The 21,681-nt window shown below is 73.2% G+C and carries 19 protein-coding genes; 7 read left to right on the top strand and 12 right to left on the bottom strand.

What is annotated here, in order from left to right; translation table 11 throughout:
- Window position 1: 1 nt before the first annotated feature.
- The 5 genes from IRY44_RS09235 to IRY44_RS09215 all read right to left on the bottom strand — a co-directional run bounded on the left by IRY44_RS09235 (window position 2) and on the right by IRY44_RS09215 (window position 6,644).
- Window positions 2-940 (bottom strand): dihydrodipicolinate synthase family protein, encoded by a 939-nt coding sequence (locus tag IRY44_RS09235; protein ID WP_194800018.1) that lies wholly within the window; start codon window positions 938-940, stop codon window positions 2-4.
- Window positions 937-2,004, bottom strand: a complete 1,068-nt coding sequence (locus IRY44_RS09230; protein ID WP_194800017.1) for an ABC transporter ATP-binding protein — start codon at window positions 2,002-2,004, stop codon at window positions 937-939. Before IRY44_RS09230 ends, IRY44_RS09235 begins: the two co-directional genes overlap by 4 nt.
- Window positions 2,001-3,959, bottom strand: a complete 1,959-nt coding sequence (locus IRY44_RS09225; RefSeq protein ID WP_194800016.1) for a dipeptide/oligopeptide/nickel ABC transporter permease/ATP-binding protein — start codon at window positions 3,957-3,959, stop codon at window positions 2,001-2,003. Before IRY44_RS09225 ends, IRY44_RS09230 begins: the two co-directional genes overlap by 4 nt.
- The gene (locus IRY44_RS09220) at window positions 3,959-4,915 is read right to left on the bottom strand and encodes an ABC transporter permease (RefSeq protein ID WP_013285836.1); all 957 of its coding nucleotides are present in this window, start codon (window positions 4,913-4,915) and stop codon (window positions 3,959-3,961) included. The genes IRY44_RS09225 and IRY44_RS09220 overlap by 1 nt, the downstream gene beginning before the upstream one ends.
- Before the next feature lie 103 nt (window positions 4,916-5,018).
- Window positions 5,019-6,644, bottom strand: a complete 1,626-nt coding sequence (locus IRY44_RS09215) for an ABC transporter substrate-binding protein (RefSeq protein WP_194800015.1) — start codon at window positions 6,642-6,644, stop codon at window positions 5,019-5,021.
- Between the two features lie 138 nt (window positions 6,645-6,782).
- On the opposite strand from IRY44_RS09215, the gene IRY44_RS09210 reads away from it, so the two are divergent.
- The 5 genes from IRY44_RS09210 to IRY44_RS09190 all read left to right on the top strand — a co-directional run bounded on the left by IRY44_RS09210 (window position 6,783) and on the right by IRY44_RS09190 (window position 11,563).
- Window positions 6,783-7,514, top strand: coding sequence for a FadR/GntR family transcriptional regulator (locus tag IRY44_RS09210; protein ID WP_194800014.1), 732 nt, complete (start codon window positions 6,783-6,785; stop codon window positions 7,512-7,514).
- Window positions 7,515-7,637: 123 nt separating this feature from the next.
- Complete coding sequence (locus IRY44_RS09205) at window positions 7,638-8,585, top strand: hypothetical protein (protein ID WP_194800013.1); 948 nt, start codon at window positions 7,638-7,640, stop codon at window positions 8,583-8,585.
- 60 nt (window positions 8,586-8,645) lie between these two features.
- A complete protein-coding gene (locus tag IRY44_RS09200) occupies window positions 8,646-9,140 on the top strand; it encodes a hypothetical protein (protein ID WP_194800012.1) in 495 nt (164 codons plus the stop codon).
- A gap of 120 nt (window positions 9,141-9,260) precedes the next feature.
- On the top strand, window positions 9,261-10,259 hold the full coding sequence (locus IRY44_RS09195) for a helix-turn-helix domain-containing protein (protein ID WP_194800011.1): 999 nt from the start codon (window positions 9,261-9,263) through the stop codon (window positions 10,257-10,259).
- 185 nt (window positions 10,260-10,444) lie between these two features.
- Window positions 10,445-11,563: a phospholipase domain-containing protein gene (locus IRY44_RS09190; RefSeq protein ID WP_194800010.1), complete on the top strand. Its 1,119-nt coding sequence runs from the start codon at window positions 10,445-10,447 to the stop codon at window positions 11,561-11,563.
- On the opposite strand, the gene IRY44_RS09185 is transcribed toward IRY44_RS09190, so the two are convergent.
- The 7 genes from IRY44_RS09185 to IRY44_RS09155 are packed head-to-tail and all read right to left on the bottom strand — an operon-like array spanning window position 11,517 to window position 19,202.
- Complete coding sequence (locus IRY44_RS09185; RefSeq protein WP_194800009.1) at window positions 11,517-13,052, bottom strand: amidohydrolase; 1,536 nt, start codon at window positions 13,050-13,052, stop codon at window positions 11,517-11,519. The two genes, IRY44_RS09190 and IRY44_RS09185, sit on opposite strands and share 47 nt — an antisense overlap.
- A 32-nt stretch (window positions 13,053-13,084) precedes the next feature.
- Window positions 13,085-13,483 (bottom strand): monovalent cation/H(+) antiporter subunit G, encoded by a 399-nt coding sequence (gene mnhG, locus IRY44_RS09180; RefSeq protein WP_194800008.1) that lies wholly within the window; start codon window positions 13,481-13,483, stop codon window positions 13,085-13,087.
- The gene (locus tag IRY44_RS09175; protein ID WP_135239653.1) at window positions 13,480-13,743 is read right to left on the bottom strand and encodes a monovalent cation/H+ antiporter complex subunit F; all 264 of its coding nucleotides are present in this window, start codon (window positions 13,741-13,743) and stop codon (window positions 13,480-13,482) included. The genes mnhG and IRY44_RS09175 overlap by 4 nt, the downstream gene beginning before the upstream one ends.
- Window positions 13,740-14,339: a Na+/H+ antiporter subunit E gene (locus tag IRY44_RS09170; RefSeq protein ID WP_194800007.1), complete on the bottom strand. Its 600-nt coding sequence runs from the start codon at window positions 14,337-14,339 to the stop codon at window positions 13,740-13,742. The genes IRY44_RS09175 and IRY44_RS09170 overlap by 4 nt, the downstream gene beginning before the upstream one ends.
- On the bottom strand, window positions 14,336-15,907 hold the full coding sequence (locus tag IRY44_RS09165) for a Na+/H+ antiporter subunit D (RefSeq protein WP_194800006.1): 1,572 nt from the start codon (window positions 15,905-15,907) through the stop codon (window positions 14,336-14,338). The genes IRY44_RS09170 and IRY44_RS09165 overlap by 4 nt, the downstream gene beginning before the upstream one ends.
- Window positions 15,904-16,371, bottom strand: coding sequence for a Na(+)/H(+) antiporter subunit C (locus IRY44_RS09160; protein ID WP_194800005.1), 468 nt, complete (start codon window positions 16,369-16,371; stop codon window positions 15,904-15,906). Before IRY44_RS09160 ends, IRY44_RS09165 begins: the two co-directional genes overlap by 4 nt.
- The gene (locus IRY44_RS09155; RefSeq protein WP_194800004.1) at window positions 16,368-19,202 is read right to left on the bottom strand and encodes a Na+/H+ antiporter subunit A; all 2,835 of its coding nucleotides are present in this window, start codon (window positions 19,200-19,202) and stop codon (window positions 16,368-16,370) included. The genes IRY44_RS09160 and IRY44_RS09155 overlap by 4 nt, the downstream gene beginning before the upstream one ends.
- Before the next feature lie 191 nt (window positions 19,203-19,393).
- Here IRY44_RS09155 and IRY44_RS09150 point away from each other — a divergent pair, with 191 nt between their 5' ends.
- Entirely contained in the window at window positions 19,394-20,338 is a 945-nt protein-coding gene (locus tag IRY44_RS09150; RefSeq protein ID WP_194800135.1) for a hypothetical protein, read from the top strand.
- A 94-nt stretch (window positions 20,339-20,432) separates the two neighbouring features.
- Entirely contained in the window at window positions 20,433-21,659 is a 1,227-nt protein-coding gene (locus tag IRY44_RS09145) for a CdaR family transcriptional regulator (protein WP_194800003.1), read from the top strand.
- The last annotated feature ends 22 nt before the right edge of the window (window positions 21,660-21,681 follow it).

The raw sequence follows: 21,681 nt of genomic DNA, 5'->3' as shown, positions 1-21,681 counted from the left end.
GTCAGAGCAGCCCGGCCAGTTCCAGCTGGGTACGCACGCGGCCCGTCTCGGCCGCGTCCAGCGGCCGCAGCGGCAGCGACACCGCGTTGCCGGCGATGACGCCGAGCAGGGACAGTGCGGTCTTGAACGCGCCGACGCCCCGGGTGGCGCCCGCCGAGGTGGCCGGGTCGGCCGCGTCGACGATGCGGAACAGCCGGGTCAGGCGGTCCTGCTCCCGGCGGGCGGCGGTCCAGTCGCCCGCCACGCAGGCGCGGTGCAGCCGCACGTACCCGGCCGGGTCCACGTTGCCCAGTCCGGGCACCGAGCCGGAGCCACCGGCGAGCATCATCGCGTCGACCACCACCTCGTGGCCGGTGAGCAGGCTGAAGTCGCGCTCCGGCGCGTGCTCGGCGACGGCCAGCGCGAGCTGGCGGAACGCGACGTCGTCGCCGCTGGAGTCCTTGACGCCCGCCAGCACGCCGTCGGCGGCGAGCCGGGTCAGCAGGTCGACGGAGAGCTTGCTGTGCACGCAGACCGGGATGTCGTACGCCAGCAGCGGAAGCTCGACCGCCGCGGCGACGGCCCGGAAGTGCCGCTCGATCTCGTGCGGGCCGACGATGGCGTAGAACGGCGCGGTCACGACCAGGCCGTCCGCGCCCAGCCGGGTGGACGCCTCGGCGCGCTCCACGACCCGGCGGGTGGTGGGTTCGATACAGCCGGCGATGACCGGCACGGCGCCGCCGGCGGTCTTCACGATGGTCTCCAGGGCCAGGTCCCGCTGCCGGTCGGTGAGGAAGACCGTCTCGCCGGAGCTGCCGAGGGCGAAGATGCCGTCGACGCCGGCGTCGAGCAGCCACTCGACCAGCCGTTCCAGCGAGTGGACGTCGACCTCGCCCTCATCGGTCAGGGGGGTCACGGCCGGCGGCACGACTCCGGCGAACCGCGGGGCTGGGGTGGTCACAGGTTCTCCTCGACAGACTCAGATGTGGTGCGGCCGGTCGCCGAGGTGGCGAGCGCGACCAGTTCGGTGTTCGCGGTTCCGGCGGGCACCGGGTGGTGGCAGCGGAACTCGTGGCCCTCACCCTCGGCGGGGCGCGGCGCCGGCATGTCCACGGCGCAGCCGTCGGTGGCGGCCCAGCAGCGGGTCCGGAACGGGCAGCCGCTCGGCGGCCGGGTGGCCGACGGGACCGGACCGACCAGCGGGATGGGCTCGATCGGTGACAGCAGGCCCGGCGTGGCCGAGAACAAGGCCCTGGTGTACGGGTGCCGGCCGCCCTCGGGCAGCAGGGCGGCGGGCGTCTGCTCGACGATGCGGCCCAGGTACATGGTGACGACCCGGTCGCTGACCCGCTTGACGGTCTGGATGTCGTGCGACACCAGCACCATCGCCAGCCCGAGCCGGTCCTTGAGGTCCAGCAGCAGGTTGAGGATCTGGGCCCGGACCGACACGTCGAGCGCGCTCGTCGGCTCGTCGGCGATGACCAGTCCCGGTTCCAGGGCCAGCGCGCGGGCGATGGACACCCGCTGGCGCTGCCCGCCGGAGAGCTGGCTGGGCAGCACGTCGGCGACCGAGCGGGGCAGGCCCACCAGGGCCATCAGCTCGGTCACCCGCTGCTCGCGCTGCTGCCGGGTGCCCCGGCGGTGCACGTCGAGCGGGTCGCGCAGGATGTCGCGTACCGGCATCCGGCGGTTCAGCGAGGTGGCCGGGTCCTGGAAGATCATGCCGACGCCCGCGCCGATGTGCTCGCGCCGCTCGGCCGTGCTCATCGACCACACGTCCTTGCCGGCGAACGACACCGTGCCGGCGGTCGGTCGTTGCAGGCCGACGAGCACCTTTGCCAGCGTCGACTTGCCGCAGCCGGACTCGCCCACGATGCCGACCGTCTCGCCGGCCCGGATGACCAGGTCGGCGCCGGTGAGCGCGTAGACCTTCTCCCGGCTGAACATGCCGCCGCCGCGCGCGGCGTGCACCACGTGCACGTCGCTCAGCTCGGCGATCGGCCGGTGCTCGGCGGTGGCGCTCATCGGGCCGGCTCCTTCTCGCTGACGGTGACGGCGGGGTGGTGGCAGGCGTACCCGTGGCCGTCCGTGCCCTCCAGGGCGGGCGCGGTGCCCCGGCAGATCTCGGTCGCCATCGGGCAGCGGTCGGAGAACCGGCAGCCCTTCGGGAAGTCGGCCGGTGACGGCACCACGCCGCGGATCTGGGTGAGCCGTTCCGCGCCGGTCTCCAGGGACAGGACGGAACCGAGCAGGCCGCGGGCGTAGTGGTGGGCGGGCGCCTCCATCACGTCGGCGGTCACGCCGGTCTCCACGATCTGGCCGCCGTACATCACCACGACCCGGTCGCAGACGTCGCTGACCAGGGCGAGGTCGTGGCTGACCAGGATGAGGGCGAAGCCGAGCCGCTCGCGCAGGTCCAGCAGCAGCTTCATCACCTGGGCCTGCACCGTGACGTCGAGCGCGGTGGTCGGCTCGTCCGCGATGATCAGCTTCGGATCGCGGGACAGCGCCATGGCGATCACCACGCGCTGCCGCTGCCCGCCGGACAGCTCGTGCGGGTACGCGGCGAGCGTGCGCTGCGGGTCCAGCCCGACCAGCCGCATGAGCTCCTCGGCCGAGCGGGTGCCGCCGCGGCGGATCATCTGGGCGAGCTGGGCGCCGACGCGCAGCGCCGGGTTCAGCGCCGACAGCGCGTCCTGGTAGACCATGGCGATCTCGCGCCCCATCAGGGCACGGCGGCCCTTGGCGTTCAGCTTCAGCAGGTTCGTGTCCTGGAAGCGGATCTCGCCACGTACCCGGGCGCCCTGCGGCAGCAGGCCCATCACCGCCAGGACGCTGAGCGACTTGCCCGAGCCGGACTCCCCCACCAGGCCGACGACCTCGCCGGGGCGGACGTCGAAGGAGAGCCCGTCGACGATGTCCACGCCGCGGTGGCGGCCCTCGAAGCCGATGGACAGGTCGCTGACCTGAAGGACCGGCTTGCCCTGCGGCAGCGGGCGGGCGCGTTCGCGCAGCCGCCGCGCCGCCTCGGCGAGGCCCGGCAGCTCGACCACCTCGCCGGTGCCGGGCTTCGCCTGCTCCAGCGCGTCGCCGCTGGTGGTGGACGTGGCACGGCGCGCGGCCGGGGCGGCCCACGCGTCGGACATGCCCTCGGAGAGCACGTTGAGCGCCAGCACGGTGAGCAGGATCAGCAGGCCGGGGAAGAACGTGGCCCACCAGCCGCCGATCTGCACCATCTCCTTGCCGAACGCGATCACCGAGCCCCACGAGGAGGCCGCCTCCTGCGGGGCGAGGCCGCCGCCGATGAAGGACAGCGACGCCTCGAAGACGATCGCGTCGGCCACCATGACGGTGACGAAGACCAGGATCGGGGCGGCGCAGTTGCGCAGGACGTGCCGCCAGAGGATGTGCGGCCGCCGGGCGCCGATGATCCGCTCGGCGGCCACGTAGTCCTCGCCGTACTGGGACAGCACGTTGGCGCGGACGATGCGCGCGACCGACGGGGTGAACACGAAGCCGATCGCGATGACGAGGACCAGCAGGCTGTTCTTGCCGAACGAGATGATCAGCAGCGCGGAGAGCACGATCGTGGGGAAGGCCATCACCACGTCGAGGCAGCGCATGATGATCTCGTCGACGACGGTCCGGCTACTGCCGGCGATCGCGCCGAGGATCGCGCCGAGCACCAGCGCGATGCCGGCCGCGCCGAACCCGACGATCAGGGAGCGCCGGGTGCCGGCGACCAGCCGGGAGAAGACGTCCCGGCCGAGCTTGTCCAGACCGAACCAGAAGTCACCGTTCGGGCCGGTCAGCGCCGGTCCGAGCCCGGTCTGGGTGGGGTCGTGACGCAGCAGCAGCGGGGCGAGCACGCCGACGACGACGATGAGCGCGACGAAGCCGAGCGCGAACCGGGCCGCGAGACCGAGCCGGGCGAAGGCCATGCCGGGGCGGGACAGCCGCGTGGTGAGGGACCGGCGCATCAGTGGCCTCCGCGCAGTCGGGGGTTGGCGAAGAGGTAGAGGATGTCGACGACCAGGTTCACCAGGACGAAGCACAGCGCGATGGTCAGCACGGTGCCCTGGGCCAGCGCGGTGTCGTTCTGCTGGACGGCGCTCATGATCTGGGTGCCCATGCCGGGCAGCGAGAAGATCGCCTCGATGACGACGGTGCCGCCGATCAGGTAGCCGATCCGCAGGCCGAGCGCGGTGAGCGGGTTGACCAGCGCGTTGCGCAGCACGTTGCGGCCGATCACCACGCGCGGCGGCAGTCCGGCGCCGATCGCGGTGCGGACGTAGTCCTTGTCGAGTTCCTCGACCATCGACGTCCGGACGATCCGGGCCAGCGAGCAGCCGACCGGTACGGCAAGCGCCAGCGCGGGCATGGCCAGCGACTGCAACCACAGACCGACCGAGTCGGCGGGGTTGACGTAGCCGCCGGTCGGGAAGATCGGCCGGCGGACCGAGAACTCCTGGATGAACAGCAGGGCCAGCCAGAACGAGGGCGTGGCGATGCCGGCCATGGAGACGATCCGGATGACCTGGTCGGGCCAGCGGTCCCGGTACAGGGCGGCCGGGATGCCGAGCGCCAGCGCGATGACGAGCGCGCCGACGACGCCGAGCGCGGTGAGCTGGATGGTCAGCGGCAGCGCCATGGCGATCTTCTCGGCGACCGGGACCGACGGCGGGAACGTCATGCCGAGGTCGCCGCGGACGAGGTCGCCGAGGAAGTGCAGGTAGCGCAGCGGCAGCGGGTCGTTCAGGCCGTTGGCGGCGCGGAACGCCTCGACCTGCGCCGGCGTGGCCTGGTCACCGAGGACGGACAACGCCGGGTCGATCGGGGAGAACTGCATGATCACGAAGACGAAGAGCGTGATGCCCAGCACCAGGGGGATCAGCGTCAGGAATCGTCGTGCGACCAGGTTCAGGACGGTCAGCATGGATTCTCTTTCTCGTGGCGGGGCGCCGGGACGCCCCGCCCGGCCGCACGGGTCACGTGGGGCCGGGCGGGACGCCTGCGGGGCCGGAACCCCGAGCGCGGGCTCAGCCGGTCCGGCCGGTGCCCAGGAAGTACAGGCCGGTGGTGGAAGCGCCGGAGAAGCCGTCCACCTTGGCCGGGTCGTACGCGGTGACGACCTTGGTGTGCAGGATCGGGTACAGCGGCACCTGGTCCGCCGCCATGTCCAGGGCCTGCTTCCACAGCGCCTTGCGGGCCGTCTCGTCGGAGGTCTGCGCGGCCTTGTCGAGCAGGTCGCTCATGGCCTTGCGGTCGGCGTCGCTCCAGCGGTAGCGCTGGCCCGGCCAGGTCTCGCCGAAGTAGTACCAGCGCATCAGCAGGTCGGTGTCGACGCCGAAGACGCTCGGGTCACCGGTGGCCATGAGCACCCGGAAGGTGTCCTTGGGGACGATGTCGCCGTAGATGGCCGAGGACGGCACGGTGTTGAGCGTGGCGTTGACGCCGATCTTCTTCCACTGCTCGATGACCAGCGGGGCGACGTCCTTGACCACCGAACTGTCGGTGGTGTCGAGCCGGAACGACAGGTTGGTGACGCCGGCCTCCTGGAGCAGGGCCTTGGCCTTGTCCGGGTTGTAGTCGTAGACGGTGGCGGCCTTCTGGTAGGCCTTGTTGCCCTCGTCGAGGTAGCTCGTCGCCGGGCTGCCGTAGCCGTTGAGCGCGGTCTTGATGACCGCCTCCTTGTCGATGGCGTAGTGCAGGGCTTGGCGCACCCGCTTGTCGCTGAACGGCGCGGCGGAGTTGTTGAACATGAGGAAGACCTGGTTGAAGGCCTGCTTCACGTCGATCGTGTACTTGTCCTTGAGCGAGTCCACGTTCAGGTACGGCACGGCCTCGATGGCCTGCACCCGGCCGCCCTGCAGGTCCGACACACGGGCCGACGCCTCGGTGGTGGTGTTCCACGTCATCGTCTCGACCTTGGCGGCGCGCGGGCCGTTGTAGTTCGCGTTCTTGCTCAGCTTGATGCCGGATTCCTTGGACGCGCTGTCCACCTTGAACGGGCCGGAGCCGATCGGGGCGGTGTCGAACGCCTTGGCCGCGGCCGGGTCACCGGTCTTGGCCTTGGGGACGACCTTGATGACCGAGATCCGCTCGCTGAACAGCGCGAACGGGTACTTCAGCGTGAACTCGACGGTCGTCACGTCCTTGGCGGTGACGGTGTCCAGGAACGACACGAAGCCCTGCATCAGCGGCGGCGCCTTCGGGTCCGCGGGCTTGAGCACGCGGGTGAAGGACCAGGCCACGTCCTCGGCGGTGACCGGGGTGCCGTCGGAGAACTTCGCCCCGTCACGCAGCGTCACGGTGTACGTCCGGCCGTCGGCCCCGGGGGTCGGGTCGCTCTTGGCCAGGGCGTTGTAGGGTTCCCGCGTGATCGGGTCGAGGTCGACGAGGCCCTCGAAGACGTGCTGGTTGACCGCTGTCGCCACGGCCGAGGAGGCGTTGCTGGGATCGAAACCGCTGGAGAGCGTGAAGGCCAGCGTCGCCTCGATGGACGTGCCCCCCTTCCCGTCGCCCACGGCGTTTGTCGAGGCGGGACCGCCACTGCAGGCCGCCAGCGCGACCGCGAGGCCGCCCGCGAGGGAGGCGACGGTCAGGGAGCGGACGCGGCCGCGCAGGGCGCGCCGGCTCCTCGACGGCTTACCGGTGGTGCTCACGTAGCTGCCTCCATAGGCTCTTCATGCGCTCGCGTGACCGCTCGCGCTCGGGGATGTGAAGCATAAGGTGTATGACGTCTGACGTCTGATGCCGGTAGGGTGAGGGTGTCAGATTCGGGAACGAAGGGCAAGGGGCAGATGACGACCATTGACGCCAGTCCGCTACGCGGCGCCGAGCGGCCCAGCCCTCGCCGGCAGGAGGTCGCCACCAGGATCAAGGAGTACATCCTGCGCAACCGCCTCAAGCCGGGGAACCTCCTGCCCACCGAGACGGAGCTGTGCGAGGCCGTCGGCGCCAGCCGCTCCAGCGTCCGCGAGGCAGTGAAGATCCTCTCCGCGCTCGACATCGTCGAGGTGCGCCACGGCCACGGCACGTTCGTCGGCCGTATGTCCCTCAACGCCCTGGTGGAGAGCCTGACGTTCCGCGGCCTGCTCAGCGGCGAGGACGACCACCACGTACTGGCCCAGGTCGTCGACATCCGCCAGACGCTGGAGCAGGGACTGGCCGCCACCGTCATCGACGCCCTGGACGAGCGGCACCGTTCGGAGCTGTCCGCGCTCGCCGACGAGATGCACAGCCGGGCCGCCCGGGGCGAGGACTTCCTCGACGTCGACCGCGCCTTCCACCTGAAGCTGATGGAACCCCTCGGCAACGACCTGCTGGTCCAGCTCACCGAGGCGTTCTGGCAGGTGCAGGCCATCGTCGCGCCCACGCTGCAGACCGAGCCGGAGGACCGGGTCATCACCGCCCAGCGGCACCAGGCGATCGTCGCCGCCCTCACCGCCGCCGACGCGGCGGCGCTGCGATCGGCCGTCGCCGAGCACTACGCGCCCATCCGGGCGAGCATCGCCCGCGCCGCACAGACCTGATCCGCCGTACGCCGGGACCTGTCGTTCGAGCCTGATCGAAGGTCTCTGTCCCGGCGCACGCCCCGCACCGAAGCTGTCTTCTGACGGGCGCACCGGGCGCCCCGGACAGCCGAGGTGCACGTCATGGCGGTGGTGTCGCGCCGAGCGCGGTCGAGGTGGTACGCCGTCGCGGTCCCCGCCGCCCTCGCGGCGGCGGTGGCCGGGGCGCTGGGCGCGCGCCCGGACGTCGCGCCGCCGCCCGAGAGTCAGCGCGCGCCCGCGGTGAGTGCCGCCGCCGTACCGGTCCTGCCCGCCGCCGCCCCGGCCGCCGACGTGCGGTACGCCGCCACGCAGGTGCTGATCCGCGACTGCATGCAGCGTCGCGGTTTCCGCTACTGGCCGGTTCCCCGGCAGCCGGTGCCGGAGCTGCGAGAATTCCCGTACGGCCTCGACGACGTCTCCTACGCCCGCCGGTACGGATACGGCGGCGCCCTGGAACGCCGCCTCCAGGAGGCGATGGCGGCCGACCCGAACGCCCGGTACGTCCGGGAGCTGCCCCCCGAACGCGGCGCCGCCGCCGTACGCGCGGTCAACGGCGACCCCGGCGAGCCCGACGCCCTGCGCGCGACGCTGCCGGCCGGCGGCGTGCTGCGCCGCAGCAGCCACAGCTGCACGTCCGAGGCGGAGCGGCAGCTCTACCGCGACCTGCCCGGCTGGTACCGCGCCACGAAAGTCACGGACAACCTGGCCGGCCTGCGCGTCGGCCGGGTGCTCGCCGACCCCCGCTACGCCGACGGCGTACGGGCGTGGCGGCGGTGCATGCACGCCGACGGGCACGACGTGGCCGACCCGGCATCGGCCCGCGCGTCGGTGCCCGAGCCGGCTGCCGGCTCCGCCACGCCCGGCGAGATCAGGCTGGCGGTGGCCGAGGCGACCTGTGCGGCCCGGACCGGGCTCGGCCCGCTCGCCCGGCGGCTCGACGCCGAGCATCGGGCCGCCCTCGACAGGCGGTTCCACACCGAGGTCGCCGAACGCCTCCGCCTGGAGGCCGCCGCGCTGCCGCTGGCACGCGCCGTGCTGGCCGCCGGCTGACCCACCCCCACGACGTCCGTGGCGGCCCGCCACGGAAGGACCCGACTGAAGGGAAACACCATGAGAGCACTACGGTCCGCGCTGGCCACAGTGGTCGCGGCGGCAGCCGCGCTGGCCTTCACCGCCACCGCCGCCCAGGCCGCGCCCCGGCCGACCCCGCACGCGGACACGGCGCAGCGTGCCGCCGCGGGCAGCGGTTACCTGTACGTCAGCCAGGACGCCAACTGGGCCGGCCGGTGGTGCTGGTGGTACAACGCCGACAACAACTGGGACACGATCAACACGGCGGAGAACGCCAACTGCGACTACAACAACCGGGCAAGCATGCGCAACCTGGCGTCCTCGGCCTGGAACGACTCCAACACCGGCCGGCCGGTCGCCCTCTACATCCACCCCGACTACACCGGCGCGTACGCGTGTCTCGGCGCCGGCGAGGTGTGGGACAACCTCACCCAGCACACCTTCAACTGGGGCTCCACGCGGGGCGGCTACGGGGAGACCACAAACGACAACATCGCCTCCCACCGGTGGCGTACGAGCTGCAGCGCGGGCTGAGCTGGGACAGGGCGGGGCGGCAGCCGTGCGGCTGCCGCCCCGCCGCGTCCAATCCAGCGATATACGTCAATGTCGTGGACGAGACTGAGCGCGGCGGCGCGCGTCGGAACACTGTGCGTCATGGGGACGCTACGCATCCACTTCACGGCCGGGGACCTCAGCCGCACCCGGCTGGCGGCCCGGCCGGATCCACTGTGGGAGATCATCTGTAGCCTGCACCGCCTCCAGACCCGGGCCGGTTACGCGGGTTACGCCCGGTGGCACCGGCAGATCCGTCCGGACCTGGAGCGCGCCGGTCTCGTCCCGGTCGTCCGCGAGCGGCTCCTGCCCGTCGCGCCGCTCAAGCGCTACTTCCCGGACTTCCTCACACCGGGCCCCGTCACCGACCTCGACGAGGGGATCGACCGGGTGCTCGGCACCCCGGCCCGGCGGATCCGCACCGAACTCGGGCGGATGGTGACGCCCGTCGACGGCGCGTGGATGAGCGACCTGGCAGCCGGCCGGCTCGCCGCCCGGCACGGCCTCGGCGACGCGCTGCGCGCCTACTTCCGGGTCGCGCTCGCTCCCTACTGGACGCAGATCACCTCCGCCGTCTCCGGCGACCGGGCGCTGCGCGGGGCCTGGGTCCTCGACAACGGCGCCGGGCAGATCCTCGACGACCTGAGCCCGGAGACCTCCTGGGATCCGCCGGTGCTGTCCGTGCACGGCTACCCGGAGGACCGGGACATGCATCTCGACGGCCGGGGCATCACGCTGGTCCCGTCGTACTTCTGCTGGCACGCGCCGATCACGCTGGCCGACCCCGACCTGCCGCCGACGCTCGTCTATCCGGCGCGCCGGCAGCGAGCGGAACCGACGCCGCCGGCCGGCCCGCAACGCCGGCTCGGTCCGCTGCTCGGCCACACCCGGGTCGCGGTCCTGCGCGCCGCCGCGAGCGGCGCCACCACCGGCGAGCTGGCCCGGCGTGCCCGCATCTCGCCGGCCACCACCAGCCATCACACCACCATCCTGCGCGAGGCCGGACTGATCACCAGCCAGCGGCACGGCAACCTGGTGCTGCACCGGCTCACCGCGATGGGCGAGGCACTGCTCGGCGAGACGCACGGACCGGACCGCTGACGACTCCCCGGGCCGGACGGGGACGTCGACCGCAACCGATCCTTGACGGGCCGGGGTGAATCCGCCTAGCGTGCAGACATCGGACATCTGACGTCTTATAGCTAAGTCCGATTCCCCCTCCCCCGTCCGGAAGGAACCACGTGTCCCCTCGCCGCGCCATACCGCGCCGCGCAACCGTCCTCGCGGTGGCCGCCCTCACCCTCCTCTCCGTACTGCCCGCCACCGCTGCCCAGGCCGCCGCCCCCGCCGGTGTGACAGCCACCGTCGGTGCCGACTGCACCGCCGGCTGGCTGCTGCTCGACCTCGACAACCGCAGCGCCACGACGCAGACCTACACCGTCACCTGGCCCGGTCGCTCCGGCTCGCCGTGGACCCGCACGGTCGCCGCCGGTGGCAGCGCCGAGCTGTACTGGACGCTGTCCCCCGGCACGCCGTACACACTGCGCACGACGACCCCGACCGGCCTGGACGAGACCACCGGCGGCATCTTCCACTGCGGCACTGGCATGTCCGCGCTGGCCGGCTTCGACTGCACGAACGGCCGCCTCCAGCTCGCGCTGGAGAACCGCACCACGACGGCCCGCGACTTCACCGTCACCTGGCCCGGACGCACCGGCTCGCCGTGGACCCGCACCATCGCCGCCGGCGGCAACTTCCTGCACTACTGGACCATCGGCGCCGGCACGCCGTACACGCTGCGGGTCACCGCGCCGGGCTTCGACACCACGCTGCGCGGCACCACCTCCTGCGACCTCGCCGCCGGCAACCCGCAGCTCGCCACCACCACGCTGCTGACCACGCAGACAGTGATCCGCGACCTCAACGGCGCGAACGGCCGCTACAACGGCACCGTCGCCTCGGTCCGCATCCCCGGCCTGGCCGTGAGCAACAACGGCACCGTCATCGCCGTGGCCGACGCCCGGGTCAACGGCTCGTACGACCTCGGCGGCGGCACCAACAACATCCAGATCGTGATGATCCGCAGCACCGACGGCGGGCGCACCTTCGAGCAGCCCCGCGTCATCCACGCGCCGCCCACCACCAGCGAGGGCGTCGGCGACCCCAGCCTGCTCGTGGACCGCGCCACCGGCGTCGTCTACTGCTTCTTCACCTACTCCCCCCGGCCCGGCATCAGCTTCTGGTCCGGCGGCTCCGGCCTGAACACCGCCGACGACCCGAACAGCATGCATCTGCGCTACATCACCAGCCGGGACGACGGCGCCACCTGGAGCGCCCCGGTCGAGCTGAACCCGGCCGTCAAGGACCCCACCTGGCCCGGTACGGGTCGGTGGGCAGCACGATGAAGTCGGCGAGCATGCCGGGGCGCAGCCGGCCCTTCAGGTGCTCCTCGTAGGAGGCGTACGCTCCGGCCTCGGTGAAGCAGCGCAGCGCGGCGTCCAGGTCGAGCCGCTCGTGCGGGTCGACGCCGCCGGGTGGGGTGCCGCCGGGCTGCTGCCGGGTCACCGCGGCGTGGATGCCGAAGAACGGGTCGGGGTCCTCCACCGGGGCGTCCGACCCGAACGCCACAGTCGCCCCGGCGTCGAGCAGGCTGCGCCAGGCGTACGACGCCAGGCCCCGGCCGGCGAGCATCCGGGTGGTGAGCGGGATGTCGCTGGTGCAGTGCGTGGGCTGCATCGAGGCGATCACGCCGTGGCGGGCGAGCAGCGGGACGTCGTCCGGCAGCAGGTGCTGGGTGTGCTCGATCCGGTGCCGCAGCCGCGCCACCGGGCCGGGGCCGGCCGACTCGCGCCAGCGTGCGTACGCCCGCAGCACCATCCGGTTCGCCGCGTCGCCGATGGCGTGCGCCGCCACCGCGATCCCCGCCCCGGCGGCGGTCGCCACCAGCCGCTCGAACTCCTCGGCCGGGGTGACGGCGATGCCGTGGTTGCCGGGTTCCCCGTCGTACGGCTCGGTCATCAGGCAGGTGTGCGAGCCGAGCGCGCCGTCGGTGAAGATCTTCACCGGGCCGGTGCTCAGCCAGCGGTCCCCGTCCCCGGTGGCCCAGCCGGCGTCGATCGCCTCGTCCAGGGCGGTGGCGGGGATCGTCTTGTGCACCCGCAGCGGCAGCTCGCCCCGGGCGTACAGCGTCTCGTAGGCGGCGCGGGCGTCCTGCCCGTCGAGGTCGTGGATGCCGGTCAGACCGGCGGCGAGCAGCCGGGGCAGGTGGGCGCGGAGCTGCGCCACCAGGTCACCGGCGTGCGGGGAGCGCACCACCGCGTACGCCGCGTCGGCCGCCGCCTCGCGCAGGATGCCGGTCGGCTCGCCGTGCTCGTCCCGCGCGATCTGCCCGCCGGGCGGGTCGGGGGTGGCGGCGTCGATGCCGAGGCGGGCCAGGGCGGCGGTGTTCACCCAGATGGTGTGGCCGTCGATGCTCGGCAGCGCCGCCGGCCGGTCCGGGCAGACCCGGTCCAGGTCGGTGCGGGCCGGCTGCACCGGCCGGGTCCATCTGTTGCTGTCCCACCCGCCGCCGAGCAGCCAGGCGTCCGGCGGCAGCGCGGCGGCGTGTCCCGCGATCCGGGTCAGCGCCTCGTCGAGGCTCGCCGTGCCGCGCAGGTCCACCTGGTCCAGCCCGCGCACGTAGGACGCCGCGTGGATGTGGCTGTCGATCAGCCCGGGCAGCACGGCCGCCCCGCCGAGGTCGACCCGCCGCGCGCCGCCGCCGGCCCGGTCCCGGCAGTCGGCGAGGTCACCGACGGCGACGATCCGCTCGCCGCGGACCAGCATCGCCTCGGCGTACGGGCGGTCCGGGTCGAGGGTGTGGATGCGGGCGTTCTCGTAGACCGTGCCGCTCATGGGCTCCCCTGCCTCGGCGCTCGTACGGAGGGTCAGGACGTGCGGACCGGCGCCGTCTCCTCCGGCTCACCGGCCCGGTCCGCGCGGATCCGGTCGATGTGGTCGGCCAGCTCGTCGGTGATCAGCAGGTCCCGCCGGATGTCGTCGTGCGGGTACGCGGTCCGCCCGACCATGTGCGCCGCGACCGGGGCGGTGGCGAGCTGGAACAGGCCGACCAGGACCAGCGTGGTGATGTCCACCCCGGTACGCAGCCGCAGCGCGCAGCCGAGCAGCACCAGCAGCAGCCCGAGCACCTGGGGCTTGGCCGCCGCGTGCATCCGCGACAGCACGTCCGGGAAGCGGACCAGCGCGATGCCCGCGGCGAGGCAGAGCAGCGCGCCGGCGATCAGGCAGACGCCGGCGACGATGTCCAGGATCGCGTCGGCGGTCACTTCGTGCTTCTCCGGGACGCGAACCGGGCGACGCTCACCGATCCGACGAAACCGACGAGGGCGAGGACGACGAGGACCGGCAGCGCGGTGGCGTCCCGGCTGTAGGCCGCCTCGGTGGCGATGGCCGCGACCGCGACGGCGAGCAGCACGTCGGTGGCGACGGCCCGGTCGAGGATGGACGGCCCGCGGATGATGCGGACGAGGGTGAGTCCACCGGCCGCGACGAGCAGCGCGGTGACGATCACGGCGACGACGGTCACGTCGGTGCTCCTTCCAGTTCGACCGAACCGGAGGGTTCGGCCTCGTCGTGGCGGATCCGGTCGCGCTCCTCGACCGAGCCGACGGCGGCGACGATGCGCGCCTCCAGCTCGAGCACGCTGCGCCGGAACCGTTCCACCTCGTCGGGGCTCCGGATCCCGATGACGTGCACGTAGAGCGTCCCGGTACTCCGGTCGGCCTCCAGGATGAGGCTGCCCGGCACCAGCGACAGCGCCTCGGCGTTGAGGGTGAGGTTGAGGTCGGTGTTCACCCGCAGGCGCACCGCGATGATCGCCGAGTGCGGGTGCCCGGGCCGGACGGCCAGCCAGGCCACCTGGGCGGACGCGACCACCAGGTCGTACAGGAAGCGGATCACGAACCGCAGAAGCGGTACCGGCCGGATCCGGCCGGCGAACGTGACAGGGGGAAGCGGGAAGACGACCAGCAGCACCGCCGCGACCACGAGTCCGCTGATCACGTTGGCCCAGCTGAAGGTGCCCCACAACAGCACCCAGACGGTGACCAGGCCGGTCACCGCGATGGCCCGGTTGCGCCAGCGGTCACGGCGGGTCAGCGGCGCTTTCGGCTGACTGGTCACGGCGGTCCCTCCGGGAACACGGCCTCGACGTACGGGGCACGGCGCAACAGGTCGTCGGCGGCGTCGGTGCTGATGTCGAACAGCGGCCCGGCCACCACCGTCAACGCCAGGCCGAGCACCACGAGGGCGGCGGTGGACACGGTCATCAGCCGGGGCAGCACCGCACCGGCCGGCGACGGGCCGTCGTGCGGCTGCTCGGCGCCGTCGGTGCGGGCCGCCTGCTCGGCGTCGCCGGGCTGCGGCATGTCCGCGTGCGGCGCCCGCCAGAAGGCGAGGTTCCACACCCGGGCGATGGCGTAGAGCGTGAGCAGGCTGGTGAGCAGTCCCCCGGCGACGAGCGACCAGGCCAGGAACCCGCCGTCGTCCACGCCGGCCTGGACCAGGCCGAGCTTGCCGAGGAACCCGGAGAACGGTGGTATGCCGGCCAGGTTCAGCGCGGGCACGAAGAACAGCACCGCCAGCAGTGGTGACAGCCGGGCCAGGCCGCCGAGGCGGTCCAGCGCGGTGCTGCCGCCGCGTCGCTCGACCAGGCCGGCGGCGAGGAACAGCGTGGTCTGGATGGTGATGTGGTGCACCACGTAGAAGATCGCCGCGGACAGGCCGAGCGGGGTGGTCAGGCCGACCCCGAACAGCATGTACCCGATGTGGCTGACCAGCGTGAACGACAGCAGCCGTTTGATGTCCGACTGCGCGACCGCGCCGAGGATGCCCACCACCATGGTCAGCGCCGCTATCACCATGAGCAGGTCGGCGGTGCGGCCGCCGGGGAACAGCAGCGTCTCGGTCCGGATGATCGCGTACACGCCGACCTTGGTGAGCAGGCCGGCGAAGACCGCCGTGACAGGCGCGGGCGCGGTCGGATAGCTGTCCGGCAACCACGCCGACAGCGGGAACACCGCCGCCTTGATGCCGAAGGCGAGCAGCAGCATGCCCTGCAGCACCAGGCGGATGTCGTCGGGCAGCGCGTCCAGGCGGTCGGCGAGCTGCGCCAGGTTCAGCGTGCCGGTGGCGGAGTAGACCAGACCGATCGCCACCAGGAAGATCAGCGACGAGAGCAGGCTGACCACGACGTACGTGGTGCCGGCCCGGATCCGCGTCTCGGTGCTGCCCAGCGTGAGCAGCACGTAGCTCGCCACCAGGAGGATCTCGAAGCCGACGTAGAGGTTGAACAGATCGCCGGAGAGGAAGGCGTTGCACACGCCGGCGGTCAGCACCAGGTAGGTCGGGTGGTAGACCGACAGCGGCGTCTCCTCGTTGCCGTCGGCCATGCCCTGCCCGATGGAGTAGACGAGCACGCACAGGGTGACCGAGGCGGACACCACGAGCATCAGCGCGGCGAGCTGGTCGGCGACGAGCACGATGCCCATCGGCGCCACCCAGCCGCCCACCTCCACCACGAGCGGGCCGTCCAGCGAGGAGCGGACCAGGAGCATCGCGGCCACCGCGACGGTGGCGGCGAGCACGATGATGCTGACCCACCGCTGGGCGCGGGCCCGGCGGGCGAGCAGCAGGGTGAGGGCGGCGCCGAGCAGCGGCATCACCACCGGCAGCGGGACGAGCCAGGTCATCGGACGGCCTCCGCCTCACCGGCGGCGAGCACCCGGGCCTCGGGGCTGCCGTCGGCGGCGTCGACGGTGTCCGAGTCCGAGGTGCCCGGGCCCTCGTCCCGGTCGGCCAGCTCCATGATCCGGCGGTCCTCGACGTCGTCCTGCACCTCGTCGTGCCCGTTGAGGTGCCAGCTCCGATAGGCCAGCGCGAGCAGGAACGCGGTCATGCCGAGCGTGATCACGATCGCGGTCAGCACCATCGCCTGGGGCAGCGGGTCGGACATGTCCTCCTGGACGGTGGTGCCGACGATCGGCGGGCCGCCGGCCCGGCCGCCGGTGAGCAGCAGCAGGTTGGCGCCGTTGCCGAGCAGGATGACCCCCATCAGGACACGGGTGAGGCTGCGTTCCAGCAGCAGGGTGACGCCGGTGGCGAACAGGACGCCGATGACCACGACGTAGACCAGGTTGGGGATGTTCGGGCTCACACCAGCTCCTCTTCCCGTACGCCGGCCGGTTCGGTCTCCTGTTCGTCGACCTCCTCCTGGCGGTCCATCTCGGCGCCCAGGCTGCGCAGGATGTCCAGGACGAGGCCGACCACGATGAGGTAGACGCCGACGTCGAAGAAGACCGACGTCACGAAGTGCACGTGGCCCAGCAGCGGCAGGTGGAAGTCGAGCGTCGCGCTCTGCAGGAACTCGCCGCCCAGCAGCATCGCGGCCACGCCGGTGCCGACCGCGACGAACAGGCCCGCGCCGAGCACCAGGCCGGCGTCGACGGGTGCGGCGCCGTTGAGTTCGGTACGCCCGCCCGCCAGGTATCGCACGGCGAGTCCCAGCCCGGCGACCAGCCCGGCGGCGAAGCCGCCACCGGGGGCGTTGTGGCCGGAGAAGAGCAGGTAGATCGAGAACAGCAGGATGGCGTGGAAGAGCAGGCGGGTGACCACCTGGAGGATCACCGACTGCTGCCGGGACGTCGCGCCGCTGGTCAGCCAGCGCGGGCGCGACGACTGCTGCCGGCCGGCGCCGGGGATGCCGCTGCGCAGGTCCAGCGCGCGGGAGCGGCGGAAGATCAGACTGGCCACGCCGGTGGCGGCCACCACCAGCACGGCGATCTCGCCCATCGTGTCCCAGGCCCGGATGTCGACGAGCGTCACGTTGACGACGTTCTTGCCGCCGCCGTAGGAGACGGCCTCGTCCGGGAAGCCGACCGAGATCGGCGTGGCGGTCCGGCTTCCCGCGGCCACGTACGCCATCCCGGCGGTGACCACGCCGACGGCGACGCCGAGCGCGACCCGGAACCGCCGGGTGGCGCGGATCGGGCGGGCCGAGAACCGGCGCGGCAGGCGACGCAGCACCAGCACGAACATCACGATCGTGACGGTCTCCACCAGGAACTGGGTGAGCGCGAGGTCGGGCGCGCCGTGCAGGATGAACATCAGCGCCGTGCCGTAGCCGGTCACGCCGACCAGGATCATCGCGGTCAGCCGGCGGCGGGCGCGCGCGGCCACCAGTGCCGCGACCACGATGACCGCGCCGGCGACGGCCTGCAACGGGGTGTCCCAGAGCTGGAACCGGCTGACCCACGGCGCGCCGGCGAGCACCGCGCCACCGGGCAGCACGACCAGCACCAGCAGGATGACGCCGAGGTAGAAGGGCAGCGAGCCGCGCTGGGTGGCGCCGGTCAGCTCGACCGCCGCGCGGTCGACCGCGCCGGCCAGCCGGTCGTAGCCGGTGGCACCGTCGAACGGCAGCCGCGGCAGGTGGGGCCGGCGCCGGTGCAGCAGCAGGAACAGCCCGAGACCGGCGGTCACCGCCAGCGCCGACAGGCCCAGCGCCGGGGTCAGGCCGTGCCAGAGGGCCAGGTGGTAGCCGGGGTCGGCGGTCGGGAACTGATCGGCGTACGGGGCCAGCACCCGGTCCACCGCCGGGGCGAGGACGCCGACCGCGAGACCGGCGAGGGCGAGCACCGCCGCCGGGCCGATGAACGCCGGCTCGATCCGGTGCGGCCGGGTCTCCGCGACGCCGGGCTTGGCGGCGAACGCGCCCCACAGGAACCGCGCGGTGTACGCGACGGTCAGCGCCGAGCCGGCCACCACCCCGGCGAGCACGACCAGTTCGGTGGTGCCGCCGTGCAGGAACGCCTCGAGCGCTGCTTCCTTGGCCACGAAGCCGATCAGCGGCGGCAGGCCCGCCATCGAGGCGGCCGCGAGTCCGGCGACCGCCGCCAGAACCGGCGCGCGCCGGCCCAGCCCGCTGAGCTCCCGCAGGTCGCGGGTGCCGGTGACGTGATCGACGACGCCGACGACGAGGAACAGTGTGGCTTTGAACAGGGCGTGCGCCAGCAGCATCGCGGCGCCGGCCAGCGCCGTGTCCCGGGTGCCCGCGCCGAGGATCACCATGAGCAGGCCGAGCTGGCTCACCGTGCCGTACGCCAGCAGCAGCTTCAGGTCGACCTGCCGCAGCGCCGTCCAGCCGCCGAGGAACAGCGTGATCAGGCCGCCGGCCAGCAGGACGCCGCGCCACACGGTGGTCTGGCCCACCGCCGGGCCCATCAGCGCGGCCAGGAACACGCCCGCTTTGACCATCGCGGCGGCGTGCAGGTATGCGCTGACCGGCGTGGGCGCGGCCATCGCGCGCGGCAGCCAGAAGCTGAACGGGAAGATCGCCGACTTGCTGGTCACGCCGAGCAGGACGAGCACCAGCGCGACGGTGAGGTAGCCGCCCTCGGGCAGGTTCCCGGCGATCTCCGACCACCGGTACGAGCCGGCGTGCTGGCCGAGCATCACGAACCCGGCGAGCATCGCCAGGCCGCCCAGCGTGGTCACCAGCAGCGCCTGCATCGCCGCGCGGCGGCTGGCCCGCTTGGTCGGGTCGCTGCCGATCAGCAGGTACGAGAAGACGGTGGTGAGTTCCCAGAACACGTACAGCAGCAGCAGGTCGTCGGAGACCACCAGGCCGAGCATCGCGCCGGCGAACGCGACGAACACCGCGGCGAACCGGCCGAGGCCGGGATCGTCGGAACGGAAGTAGCGCGCGCTGTAGGCCAGCACGAGGGCGCCGACCCCACCGACGAGCAGCACCAGCAGCCAGGACAGCGTGCCCATGCGCAGTGCGAGTTCCAGACCGAGCTGCGGCACCCAGGTGACGGTCTCGACGACGGGCCGGCCCGCGCGGACCGGTTCGGTGCGGGTCACCGCCCAGATCAGGGCCGCCGCCGGGACGGCCGCCAGCAGGTAGAGAGCCCGCCGACCGAGGAGGCGTACCAGCACGGGGGCGGTCACGGCTGCGAACGCATGGACCGCCACCAGAACCAGCACACACACTCCTCAAGATCGACCTGCGGTACGTCAACCCTAACCGGCGATTCGGCGAGGCGGTATGTCGAGAGAATCACGCGAACGTGTCGTGTCGGCTCCGCTGCGTTTCGGGTAAGGAGTGAGGTTTGCTTTGCCCGGTACACCGGTCGGCGTCCGGCGGTCGCCCCGATAGGGTTGTCGGCGTGCTGCCGATGCGAGCCGCCCTGGCGGGCACCACCGGGAACGCGATGCTGATGGGCCTCGCCGAGGTCAGCACGCCGGTCGGCTGGGTGCTGCTGCCGGGACTGCTCGGCGTCTCCGCCCGGCCCCGGGTCGCGGCGCTGGTGTCGGCGTGGGCGGGCGTGCTGGTCGCGCTGTCCGTCGTCGTACCGGTGGTCCCCGGCCACCGCAGTGATCCGCAGGCGCTGCTCGCCTCGGCGGCCGGCCTGGCCGCGGTGCCGCTCCTGGCCTGGGCGCGCCGCCGGACGCGGACCGCTGCGGTGACGCGCGCCGCCGCGCCGCCGGACGTCGCGGTGTTCACCGTGCCCGCCGGGCCGGGAAGCGCCGCGCTGGCGATCTGCGGTACGACCGGCGAGATCGGCGCCGCCGTACCGGTCCGCGGTGGCGGGCTGCGCGTCCTGCTCGGCACTGTCACCGGCGCCGCGCTGGACACGCCCGCCGGACGCCGGGCGATCGAGCAGGCGTTCCGCCGGGCCGCCGCCGGACCGCGGCGCACCGTGCCGCACCTGGCCGGCGCGCTCGAGAAGGTGGTCCGCGACCTCGCCCCGGCGGGGCACCTGCGCGCCACGATCATGGAGGTGGACCGCGCCGGATCGGTCCGCGCGATCCGGTGCGGATCACCGGATCTCGTCGTCGTCGCCGGGGACCGCGCCGACCCCGCAGGAGTGCCGGCCGGGCCGGCGATCGGGTCCACCGAGCCGGGCGGGCACGCCGCGCCCGGCCCGGTCACCGGCCGCCGGATCGCCGTCGTCGGCACCGGCTTCACCGACGCGCACCGCGAGCGCTGGCTGCACGTACTCGATCAGGTGGCCGCCGGCGACGACCCGGCGCGGGCCGCGGAGCTGCTGACCCGCGGGCCCCGGGGCGGGCGGCGCACCGGCCCGGCGCTGGTGATCGACCCGTCGTCGCGGGCATGACACAGGCGGCGCACGCGGGCCGGTCGCCGGACGGCCCGCCTAGGCTGATGCGATGGGCCGGCGTCCGGTGCCGGCCCCGCCCGGGGGGACCGCGATGACCGACAGCGCCCGCCGTCCGGCGCCGGTCGCGGGCGGCGAGGACGAGCAGTGGCTGGCCGAGGTGGCCCGCGCGGCGGGCGCCGACGCCGGTGGCGTGCCGGTGGAGTTGCTCGGCGACTACCTGCGGCTGCTGACCGACGCGGCGGTGACCGGCCGCCGCCCGCGCCGCGCCGAACTCGACGCGGTCGGCGCGCTGGGCCGGCGCGCCGCCGAGCAGGGGATCTCCGCCGGCCGGGCGGTACGTCTCTACCTCTCCGCGGCGCGGCGCGTCTGGCGGCAACTGCCGCACCTGGACCGGTCAGACGACAGCGAGGCGGTCCGCGCCGCCGCCGACGCCGTGCTGCACGTGGTCGACACCGCGGTGGCCACGCTCGCCGAGGGGTACGCGGTGGCCCGCCGGGAACTGGTCCGGCGGGAGGAGTCGTTGCGCCGGGAACTCGTCGACGACCTGCTGCGCGGCGACTCCGACCTGGGCGGGCTGGTGGAACGGGCCGAGCCGTTCGGCCTGGACCTGGCCCGGGTGCACCAGGTCGCGCTGGCCGCGCCCGGCCGGCGGCTGCCGGACACCGAGGCGGCGATCAGCGCGCTGGAGCGGGTCATCTTCGACCGGCTCGGTGACCGGGACGTGCTGGTGGCCACGAAGGAAGGACTGCTCGTGGTGATCGCCCCGGCGGATCCCGTGACCGCCGACCGGGGCCGCGGCGCCGGCGCGACCGGCAACCTCGGCTCGTTGATGCACGGTGAGCTGGACCGCCTGGTGCGGGGCCGGCCGTGGCAGGTGGCGGTGGGCCGTCCGCACCCCGGCGTCTACGGCATCGCCCGCTCGTACGAGGAGGCCCGGGAGGCGCTCACCACGGCGCGCCGCCTGCACAGCGAGGCATCCGTGATCGACGCGCACGACCTGCTGATCTACCGCGTGCTGCTGCGCGACCAGCCCGCCATGGTCGACCTGGTACGGGCGGTGCTGACGCCGCTGGCCCAGGCGCGTGGTGGCGCCGAGCCGCTGCTGGACACGCTCACCGAGTACTTCGCCTGCGGCGAGGTGTCGACCGAGGCCGCCCGCCGGCTGCACGTGTCGGTGCGCACGGTCACCTACCGGCTGGCCCGGATCCGGGCGTTGAGCGGCTACGACCCCGCCGACGCGCGGGACCGGTTCACGCTGCACGCCGCAGTGCTCGGCGCGCGGGCACTGGACTGGCCGCGCCGGCCGCTGCCGGCGTAGGACCGGCGCCGGCCCGGGCCCG

This window comes from Micromonospora sp. ANENR4, assembly GCF_015354395.1.
Taxonomy (GTDB): Bacteria; Actinomycetota; Actinomycetes; order Mycobacteriales; family Micromonosporaceae; genus Micromonospora; species Micromonospora aurantiaca.
This window is presented reverse-complemented; position numbering and strand designations above follow the sequence as displayed.